The organism is Pseudomonas sp. JQ170C (assembly GCF_035581345.1).
Taxonomy (GTDB): Bacteria; Pseudomonadota; Gammaproteobacteria; order Pseudomonadales; family Pseudomonadaceae; genus Aquipseudomonas.
The window spans coordinates 305,366-315,580 of sequence record NZ_CP141608.1 but is presented as its reverse complement, the minus strand read 5'-3'; the positions used below and the strand labels follow the sequence as shown (position 1 = coordinate 315,580).

The 10,215-nt window shown below is 62.6% G+C and carries 6 protein-coding genes; 1 reads left to right on the top strand and 5 read right to left on the bottom strand.

Annotated features, from left to right (window positions below; all coding sequences use genetic code 11):
- Window position 1: 1 nt before the first annotated feature.
- The gene (locus U9R80_RS01375) at window positions 2-907 is read right to left on the bottom strand and encodes a LysR family transcriptional regulator (RefSeq protein ID WP_301838514.1); all 906 of its coding nucleotides are present in this window, start codon (window positions 905-907) and stop codon (window positions 2-4) included.
- Window positions 908-1,059: 152 nt separating this feature from the next.
- Between U9R80_RS01375 and U9R80_RS01370 the strand changes: the two genes are divergently transcribed.
- Complete coding sequence (locus U9R80_RS01370; RefSeq protein WP_301838667.1) at window positions 1,060-2,286, top strand: MFS transporter; 1,227 nt, start codon at window positions 1,060-1,062, stop codon at window positions 2,284-2,286.
- 63 nt (window positions 2,287-2,349) lie between these two features.
- Here the strand turns inward: U9R80_RS01370 and U9R80_RS01365 are convergent, their stop codons facing one another.
- The 4 genes from U9R80_RS01365 to gltB form a co-directional block, all read right to left on the bottom strand.
- Window positions 2,350-2,697, bottom strand: a complete 348-nt coding sequence (locus tag U9R80_RS01365; protein WP_301838516.1) for a YgiW/YdeI family stress tolerance OB fold protein — start codon at window positions 2,695-2,697, stop codon at window positions 2,350-2,352.
- Between the two features lie 112 nt (window positions 2,698-2,809).
- On the bottom strand, window positions 2,810-3,874 hold the full coding sequence (hemE, locus tag U9R80_RS01360) for a uroporphyrinogen decarboxylase (RefSeq protein ID WP_301838517.1): 1,065 nt from the start codon (window positions 3,872-3,874) through the stop codon (window positions 2,810-2,812).
- Between the two features lie 175 nt (window positions 3,875-4,049).
- Window positions 4,050-5,468, bottom strand: a complete 1,419-nt coding sequence (locus U9R80_RS01355; RefSeq protein ID WP_301838518.1) for an FAD-dependent oxidoreductase — start codon at window positions 5,466-5,468, stop codon at window positions 4,050-4,052.
- A 116-nt stretch (window positions 5,469-5,584) separates the two neighbouring features.
- Window positions 5,585-10,030 carry a glutamate synthase large subunit gene (gene gltB / locus U9R80_RS01350; RefSeq protein WP_301838519.1) on the bottom strand — a complete coding sequence of 1,482 codons (4,446 nt, stop codon included), beginning with the start codon at window positions 10,028-10,030 and terminating at the stop codon, window positions 5,585-5,587.
- Between the last annotated feature and the right edge of the window lie 185 nt (window positions 10,031-10,215).

Here is a 10,215-nt window from a genome sequence, read left to right as displayed (position 1 = left end):
TTCAGGCCTGGGGCGCGGGTGCCTCGCGCCCGCTCAGCAACGACACAAATGCCCTGGCCATTGCCGACGTCGATTGGCGTCGTTGCACCACCCACACGGCCGTCATCGCATCGCTGTCGAGCAAGGTCCGGTAGACCACGCCCTCCATGCGCATGCGCTGGAAGGATGCCGGCAGCACCGACACCCCCAACCCCGCCGACACCAGGCCGATGATGGTCATCGCCTCACTGGCCTCCTGGGCAAAATGCGGGCTGAAGCCTGCCTGGCGGGCCAGGCTCAGCAACTGCGCATACAGGCCGCTGCCGTAGCTGCGGGGGAAGAACACGAACGGCTCATTGGCCAGCGCCGCCAGGTACAGCCCGCCTTCACTGCCGTGGGCCAGCGGGTGTGTGGCGTTGATGATTGCCACCAGCGGCTCGCGCAGCAGCTCCGTAGCGACCAGATTGTCTGGCAGCGCCAGCGGCCGCATCAGTCCGACTTCGATGCTTTCATCCAGCAGGGCGTCGGCTACCGCCTGGCTGCTCATTTCGTTGAGGTGCAGGTGAACGGCCGGAAAACGCTGGCGGAACGCATAGATTGCCGCGGAGATGCTGGAGTTGAACGGGGCTGACGAGGTGAATCCGATCTTCATCTCGCCCAATTCGCCCAGCTGCGCGCGACGCGCCACATCGGCCGCTTTGTCGACCTGCGCCAGCACTTGCCGCGCCTCCTCCAGAAACAGCCGCCCCGCCTCGCTCAGCGCAACCCGACGATTGGTACGCTCGAACAGGCGTGCGCCCAGCTCCTGTTCCAGGGCCTGGATCTGCTGGCTCAAGGGTGGCTGGGAGATCCCCAGTTGCTGCGCGGCGCGGCCAAAGTGCAGCTCTTCGGCCACGGCGATGAAGTAGCGCAGATGGCGCAGTTCCATAAGGTGCTCCAATAGGTCGTAAAACCTCTTAAACAGGTCGAACAATATATTGGAAATGATCATTAGCCAGCTATATGCTTTTTTCACTGCCTGCCAGGTTGTGACGCCCGAGGTCACCCGTGAAAACTGCTGTTGCTCTACACGCCCACGAAATATCCCCTGCCGCTGTCGACGCTCGCGTCACTGTTACCGAAAGCTGGATCGAAAAAGGCACCCCGGCCTTTTTGCGCACGGTCCTGGCGCTGTTCTGCGGCGGCTTTGCCACCTTCGCCCTGCTCTACTGCGTGCAGCCGATGATGCCGATGCTGTCCCAGGAGTTTTCCATCAATGCCGCGCAAAGCAGCCTGATCCTCTCGGTCTCCACTGCCATGCTGGCGGTCGGGCTACTGATCACCGGGCCCATTTCTGACCGCATCGGACGCAAGCCGGTGATGGTGGCGGCGCTGTTCTGCGCAGCCCTGTGCACGATCGTCAGCGCACTGATGCCGAGCTGGCAGACGGTGCTGCTGAGCCGCGCCTTGCTGGGCCTGTCGTTGAGCGGACTGGCTGCGGTGGCCATGACCTACCTGAGCGAAGAGATTCACCCGCAACACATCGGCCTGGCCATGGGCCTGTACATCGGCGGCAATGCCATCGGCGGCATGAGCGGCCGACTGATCACCGGGGTGCTGATCGACTTCGTCAGCTGGCACACCGCGCTGCTGGTGATCGGCAGCCTGGCGCTGATCGCGGCCGTGGTGTTCTGGAAAGTCCTGCCCGAATCGCGCAACTTCCGCCCGCGCTCCCTGCACCCGCGCAGCCTGCTCGAAGGCTTCACCCTGCACTTTCGCGATGCCGGCCTGCCCTGGCTGTTCCTTGAAGCCTTCTTGCTGATGGGCGCCTTTGTCACCCTGTTCAACTACATCGGCTACCGCCTTCTGGCCGAGCCGTATTACATGAGCCAGGCCTTGGTGGGCTTGCTGTCGGTGGTGTACCTGTCGGGCATCTACAGCTCGGCGCAAATCGGGGCCCTGGCCGACAAGTTGGGCCGGCGCAAGGTGTTCTGGGCGACCATCGTGCTGATGTTCAGCGGCCTGCTGCTGACCCTGTTCACACCCCTGCTGCTGGTGATCGTCGGCATGCTGGTGTTCACCTTCGGCTTTTTTGGCGCGCACTCGGTGGCCAGCAGCTGGATCGGCCGACGCGCCACCAAAGCCAAGGGCCAGGCTTCGTCGCTGTACCTGTTCAGTTATTACGCGGGATCAAGTGTGGCCGGGACGGCCGGCGGGGTGTTCTGGCATCAGGCGGGGTGGAACGGCATCGGGCTGTTCATCGGCAGCTTGCTGGTGGTGGCATTGCTGGTGGCGTTGCACTTGAGCCGGTTGCCGGCCAAGGTGTGAGATGCGAATCGCGGGGCAAGCCCGCTCCTACCCGGTAGGAGCGGGCTTGCCCCGCGAAGTTTCTCAGTTGACGACTTCAACCAGATCAACGTCGATCTCACGGCTCATCAGCTTCTTCTCGACTTCACCGGTCAGCTTGACCTTGGTCTTGTCGTTGAAGGCCACCGGCGGCATGTCTTCCTTGTCGATCTCGACGGTGATGGTGCCGGTGGTGTCCTTGAACTCGAACTTGTCATCGTTGTTCAACTGCTTGACCACGAAACCCTGCAATACCACCGGGGTGTCGTCGGCAGCGTCGTTGGCGGCGGCCACGGTGGTTACCGGCTGGGCGCCAGGGCCGGTGTAGCCGGCCGCCAGGGCAGCAGTGCTGAACAGGGGAGCAAGCAGCAGGGCAAGGTAACGGGTTTTCATGGTTCAGATCCTGTTTGGGTTTCGATGAGGACAGATTACCCAGGCAGGCTGAATTGAACCTTAACCAGCAAAACGCCCGGCATTGGCCGGGCGTTTTTTGTTGCAGCAGTGCTTACTGGTGGTACTGCGCCGACAGCTCGTGCACGGCGTTGATGAACGCGCCAGCATGCTCTGGATCGACTTCCGGGGTAATTCCGTGACCCAGGTTGAACACATGGCCGGTGCCCTGGCCGTAGCTGGCCAGAATGCGACCGACTTCAGCACGGATGGCTTCAGGCTTGGCGTACAGCACGGTCGGGTCCATGTTGCCCTGCAGGGCGACCTTGTTGCCGACACGCTGGCGGGCTTCGCCAATGTCGCAGGTCCAGTCCAGGCCCAGGGCATCCGCGCCAGCGTCGGCGATGCTTTCCAGCCACAGGCCGCCGTTCTTGGTGAACAGGATCACCGGAACCTTGCGCCCTTCGTGCTCGCGGATCAGGCCGCTGACGATCTTGCGCATGTAGGCCAGGGAGAACTCCTGGTACGCCGCCGCCGAGAGGTTGCCGCCCCAGGTATCGAAGATCTGCACGGCCTGGGCGCCGGCCAGGATCTGGCCATTGAGGTAGCTGACGACCGACTGGGCCAGCTTGTCGAGCAGCAGGTGCATGGCCTGGGGGTTGTCGTAGAGCATGGCCTTGGTCTTGCGGAAGTCTTTCGACGAGCCGCCTTCGACCATGTAGGTGGCCAGGGTCCACGGGCTTCCGGAGAAGCCGATCAGCGGGACGCGGCCGTTGAGCTCGCGGCGAATGGTGCTGACCGCATCCATCACGTAGCCCAGGTCTTTTTGTGGATCAGGGATCGGCAGCGCTTCGATATCGGCCAGGGTGCTGATGACCTTCTTGAAACGCGGGCCTTCGCCGGTTTCAAAGTACAGGCCCTGGCCCATGGCATCGGGGATGGTCAGGATGTCGGAGAAGAGGATCGCGGCGTCCAGCGGGTAGCGGTCCAGCGGCTGCAGGGTGACCTCGCAGGCAAACTGCGGGTTCATGCACAGGCTCATGAAATCACCGGCCTTGGCGCGGCTGGCGCGGTACTCCGGCAGGTAGCGGCCGGCCTGGCGCATCATCCACACCGGGGTGACGTCTACGGGTTGCTTGAGCAGGGCGCGCAGAAAACGATCGTTCTTCAAGGCAGTCATGTCGGCATCCGGAAAAAAAGTGCGGGCATTTTCTCAGACACCAACGGAAAAGGCACGGTAAGTACCGTGCCTTTTGTCTATCGACCTGCGGTGGGTCAATAGATTTTGATGTATTCATCGCGGGGCAAGCCCGCTCCTACAGGGGTTGCAGGAGCGGGCTTGCCCGCGATCACCCTCAGACTTCCAAATAATCCAGGATCCCTTCAGCCGCATTGCGGCCTTCGAAGATCGCCGTTACCACCAGGTCGGAACCGCGAACCATGTCGCCACCGGCGAAGATCTTCGGGTTGCTGGTCTGGTGCTTGAACGGGCCCTTCTCCGGCGCCACGACGCGGCCCTGGCTGTCAGTCTGGATGCTGAACTGCTCGAACCACGGCGCAGGGCTTGGACGGAATCCGAAAGCGATGACCACGGCATCGGCCGGGATGATCTCTTCGGAACCCGGGATCGGCTCGGGGCTGCGACGGCCACGGGCATCCGGCTCGCCGAGACGGGTCTCGACCACCTTCACGCCTTCGACCTTGTCTTCACCGACGATGGCGATCGGCTGGCGGTTGTAGAGGAACTTCACGCCTTCTTCCTTGGCGTTCTTCACCTCTTTGCGCGAGCCGGGCATGTTCGCCTCGTCACGACGGTAGGCACAGGTCACGGCCTTGGCGCCTTGGCGGATGGAGGTGCGGTTGCAGTCCATTGCCGTATCGCCGCCACCCAGCACCACGACCTTCTTGCCCTTCATGTCGACGAAATCTTCCGGCGACTTTTCAAAGCCCAGGTTGCGGTTGACGTTGGCCACCAGGAAATCCAGGGCGTCGTGCACGCCTGGCAGGTCTTCACCCGGGAACCCGCCCTTCATGTAGGTGTAGGTGCCCATGCCCATGAACACGGCATCGTATTCGGCGAGCAGTTGCTCCATGGTGATGTCCTTGCCTACCTCGGTGTTGAGGCGGAACTCGATCCCCATGCCGGTGAAGACTTCGCGGCGATTGCTCAGCACGGTCTTTTCCAGCTTGAACTCCGGGATACCGAAGGTCAGCAGGCCGCCGATTTCCGGGTTGCGGTCGAACACCACCGGGGTCACCCCGCCGCGCACCAGCACGTCGGCACAGCCCAGGCCCGCCGGGCCCGCACCGATGATCGCGACACGCTTGCCGGTCGGCTTGACCTTGGACATGTCCGGGCGCCAGCCCATGGCGAAGGCGGTGTCGGTGATGTATTTCTCCACCGAACCGATGGTCACGGCCCCGAAGCCGTCGTTGAGGGTGCAGGCACCCTCGCACAGACGATCCTGCGGGCACACCCGGCCGCACACTTCCGGCAGGGTGTTGGTCTGGTGCGACAGCTCCGCGGCGGCGAGGATGTTGCCTTCGGACACCAGCTTCAGCCAGTTGGGGATGAAGTTGTGTACCGGGCACTTCCACTCGCAGTACGGGTTGCCGCAGCCCAGGCAGCGGTGGGCCTGTTCGGCCGACTGCTGGGGCTTGAAGGGTTCGTAGATTTCCACGAACTCTTTCTTGCGTTGACGCAACAGTTTCTTCTTCGGATCCTTGCGCCCGACTTCGATGAACTGGAAGTCATTGCTGAGACGTTCAGCCATTTTCAATACCTCTTTACCGCAGTTGCCAGCTTCAAGCTGCAAGCTGCAAGACGATCACGTGGGCCGGCAAACCTCGTACTGCTTCAGATGTGCAGCTCAAGGCTTGCCGCTTGCCGCTACTGCGGATTGGCTCGGGTGCTGGACAGCAGGTTCTTCAGGTTTGCCGCCTTCGGCTTGACCAGCCAGAAGCGACGCACGTAGTCATCCAGGTTTTCCCAGAGCTCACGACCCCATTCGCTGTTGGTTTCTTCGACGTACTCAGCCAGCACGCGGGACAGGTGGCTGCGATAAGCCTCCATCGCCTCGCCGCTGATGCGCTGGATCTCGACCAGTTCGTGGTTGAGTTTGTCGACGAAGCTGTTGTCCATGTCCAGCACGTAGGCAAAACCACCGGTCATGCCCGAGCCGAAGTTGTAGCCGGTCTTGCCCAGAACGCAGACAAAACCACCGGTCATGTACTCACAGCAGTGATCGCCTGTGCCCTCGACAATCGCGTGGGCACCGGAGTTACGCACCGCAAAACGCTCGCCCGCGGTACCGGCGGCGAACAGCTTGCCGCCCGTGGCGCCATACAGGCAGGTGTTGCCGATGATGGCGCTGTGCTGGGTCGCGAACGGGCTGCCCGCAGGCGGCACGATCACCAGCTTGCCACCGGTCATGCCTTTGCCGACGTAGTCGTTGGCATCACCTTCGAGGTACATGTTCAGGCCACCGGCGTTCCAAACGCCGAAGCTCTGGCCAGCCGTACCCTTGAAGCGGAAGGTGATCGGCGCCTTGGCCATGCCCTGGTTGCCGTGCAGACGAGCCACTTCGCCAGAGATGCGCGCACCGATGGAGCGGTCGCAGTTGCAGATATCGAGGCTGAACTCGCCGCCGCTGAGGTCACGAATGGCCGGCAGGGCCATGTCGACCATCTTCTCGGCCAGCACGCCCTTGTCGAACGGCGGGTTGCGGTCGACTTCGCAGAACTGCGGCTTGTCGGCCGGCACGTGCGGGCTTCCCAGCAGCGGGCTGAGGTCCAGGTGTTTTTGCTTCTCGGTTTCGCCGGGGAGCATTTCCAGCAGGTCGGTACGCCCGATCAGTTCGCCGAGGCTGCGCACACCCAGCTTGGCCAGCCACTCACGGGTTTCTTCGGCCACGTAGGTGAAGAAGTTCACCACCATGTCGACGGTGCCGATGTAGTGGTCTTTACGCAGCTTGTCGTTCTGGGTGGCAACGCCGGTCGCGCAGTTGTTCAGGTGACAGATACGCAGGTATTTGCAGCCCAGGGCGATCATTGGCGCGGTGCCGAAGCCAAAGCTTTCAGCGCCGAGGATGGCTGCCTTGATGACGTCCAGGCCGGTTTTCAAACCACCGTCGGTCTGTACCCGGACCTTGCCGCGCAGGTCATTGCCGCGCAGGGTCTGGTGGGTTTCGGCCAGGCCCAGTTCCCACGGGGCACCGGCGTACTTGATCGAGGTCAGCGGCGAAGCGCCGGTGCCACCGTCGTAACCGGAGATGGTGATCAAGTCGGCATAGGCCTTGGCCACGCCGGCAGCAATGGTGCCAACGCCGGCTTCCGCCACCAGCTTGACCGAGACCAGCGCCTGCGGGTTGACCTGCTTGAGGTCGAAAATCAGCTGCGACAGGTCTTCGATCGAGTAGATGTCGTGGTGCGGCGGAGGCGAGATCAGGGTCACGCCAGGCACGGCATAACGCAGGCGGGCGATCAGGCCATTGACCTTGCCGCCCGGCAATTGGCCGCCTTCGCCGGGCTTGGCGCCCTGGGCTACCTTGATCTGCAGCACTTCGGCGTTGACCAGGTATTCGGGGGTCACGCCAAAGCGGCCGGTCGCCACTTGCTTGATCTTCGAGCTCTTGATGGTGCCGTAGCGGGCCGGGTCTTCACCGCCCTCACCGGAGTTGGAGCGCGCACCCAGGCGGTTCATTGCCTCGGCCAGGGCTTCATGGGCTTCCGGCGACAGTGCACCCAGGGAGATACCGGCGGAGTCGAAGCGCTTGAGGATCGCGTCCAGCGGCTCGACTTCTTCCAGCGCCAGCGGCTGGTCGGCGACCTTGACCTGGAGCAGGTCGCGGATCATCGACACCGGGCGCTTGTCGACCAGCGCGGTGTATTCCTTGAACTTGGCGTAGTCGCCCTGCTGCACGGCAGCCTGCAGGGTGTTGACCACATCCGGGTTGTAGGCGTGGTATTCGCCACCGTGGACGAACTTGAGCAGGCCGCCTTGCTGGATCGGCTTGCGTGCGCTCCAGGCTTCGGCGGCCAGCAGCTTCTGCTCGTTCTCGATGTCGACGAAGCGCGCGCCCTTGAGGCGACTGGCAACGCCACGGAAGCTCAGGCCAACCACTTCTTCCGAGAGGCCCACGGCTTCAAACAGCTGGGCGCCACGGTAGGAAGCGATGGTGGAGATACCCATCTTCGACAGGATCTTCAGCAGGCCCTTGGAGATACCTTTGCGGTAGTACTTGAAGACTTCATCCAGGTCACCGAGCACTTCGCCGGTACGGATCAGGTCTGCCAGCACTTCGTAGGCCAGGTAGGGGTAGACCGCCGAAGCACCGAAGCCGATCAGTACGGCGAAGTGATGCGGATCGCGGGCGGTGGCGGTTTCGACCAGGATGTTGCTGTCGCAACGCAGGCCTTGCTCGGTCAGGCGGTGGTGTACCGCCCCCACGGCCAGCGACGCATGCACCGGCAACTTGCCCGGGGCGATGTGGCGGTCGCTCAGCACCAGCTGGGTCTTGCCACTGCGCACGGCTTCTTCGGCCTGGTCGGCAATGTTGCGCACTGCCGCTTCAAGGCCCACACCTTCTTCGTAGTTGAGGTCGATCAGATGACGCTCGAAGCCTGGGCGGTCGAGGTTCATCAGCGAGCGCCACTTGGCAGGTGAAATCACCGGCGAGCTCAAGATCACCCGCGAGGCGTGCTCGGGGGATTCCTGGAAGATGTTGCGCTCGGCACCCAGGCAGATCTCCAGCGACATCACGATCGCTTCACGCAGCGGGTCGATCGGCGGGTTGGTGACCTGGGCGAACTGCTGGCGGAAATAGTCGTAGGTCGAGCGCACGCGCTGGGACAGGATCGCCATCGGCGTGTCGTCGCCCATCGAACCGACCGCTTCCTGGCCTTGTTCGCCCAGCGGACGCAGTACCTGGTCGCGCTCCTCGAAGGTGACCTGGAACATCTTCATGTATTGCTTGAGCTGGTCAGCGTCGTAGCTGGCCACGCCCTGGTCGTCGCTCAGGGTCGCCTGGATGCGCAAGGCGTTCTGGCGCAGCCAGCGCTTGTACGGGTGGCGCGACTTGAGGCGGTTGTCGATGGCGTCGGTGTCGAGGATCTGACCGGTCTCGGTGTCCACGGCGAAGATCTGGCCAGGGCCCACACGGCCCTTGGCGATCACGTCTTCAGGTTTGTAGTCCCAGACGCCGATTTCCGAGGCCAGGGTGATGTAGCCGTTCTTGGTGGTCACCCAGCGCGCCGGGCGCAGGCCGTTACGGTCGAGCAGGCAGACCGCGTGGCGACCTTCGGTCATGACCACGCCGGCCGGACCGTCCCACGGCTCCATGTGCATGGAGTTGTACTCGTAGAACGCGCGCAGGTCGGCGTCCATGGTCTCGACGTTCTGCCACGCTGGCGGGATGATCATCCGCACGCCGCGGAACAGGTCGATACCACCGGTGACCATCAGCTCGAGCATGTTGTCCATGCTCGATGAGTCGGAGCCTACGCGGTTGACCAGCGGGCCGAGCTCTTCGAGATCCGGGATCAGTTCGTTCTCGAACTTGGTACGCCGGGCCTGGGCCCAGTTGCGGTTACCGGTGATGGTGTTGATCTCGCCGTTGTGGGCGAGGAAGCGGAACGGCTGCGCCAGCGGCCATTTCGGCAGGGTGTTGGTGGAGAAGCGCTGGTGGAACACGCAAATGGCGGTCTGCAGGCGCTCGTCACCCAGGTCTGGATAGAAGGCGGCGAGGTCCGCCGGCATCATCAGGCCTTTGTAGATAATGGTCTTGTGGGAAAAGCTGCAGATGTAATGGTCGGTATCCGCGGCGTTGGCCACCGAGGAACGACGACGGGCGCTGAACAGCTTGATCGCGAATTCCTGATCGCTCAGGCCTTCACCACCGACGAACACTTGCTCGATCTGCGGCAGGCGCTCCAGTGCCAGGCGGCCCAGGACGCTGGTGTCGATCGGGACCTTGCGCCAGCCCACCAATTGCAGGCCAGCCGCGAGGATCTCGCGGTTCATGTTTTCGCGTGCAGCTTCAGCGCGGACGTTGTCCTGGTTGAAGAACACCATGCCGACCGCGTACTGCTTGGGCAGCTCGACGCCGAACTGCTCCTGGGCGACAGCCCGCAGGAACTGATCGGGCTTTTGCATCAACAGGCCACAACCGTCGCCGGTCTTGCCGTCAGCGTTGATCCCACCGCGGTGGGTCATGCAAGTCAGGGCCTGCATGGCTGTTTGCAGAAGGTGGTGGCTGGGTTCACCCGTCATATGGGCGATCAGGCCGAAACCACAGTTATCCTTGAATTCTTCGGGATGGTACAGACCTGTTTTCATAGACACTTTCTCACCAGGTTCGCCTCTCACCAAGGCAAATCTCTTTTTAGTACAACCACTTACCATCCACGCCGAACGAATGCCAGCTTTGCGGGGGCAATAGGGGAGCCATTGTTGCACAGCGACAGGGAAGCCCACAAATTTATGACGCATCGCCATAAGTCTATGTCGCATTTTTGAATGTT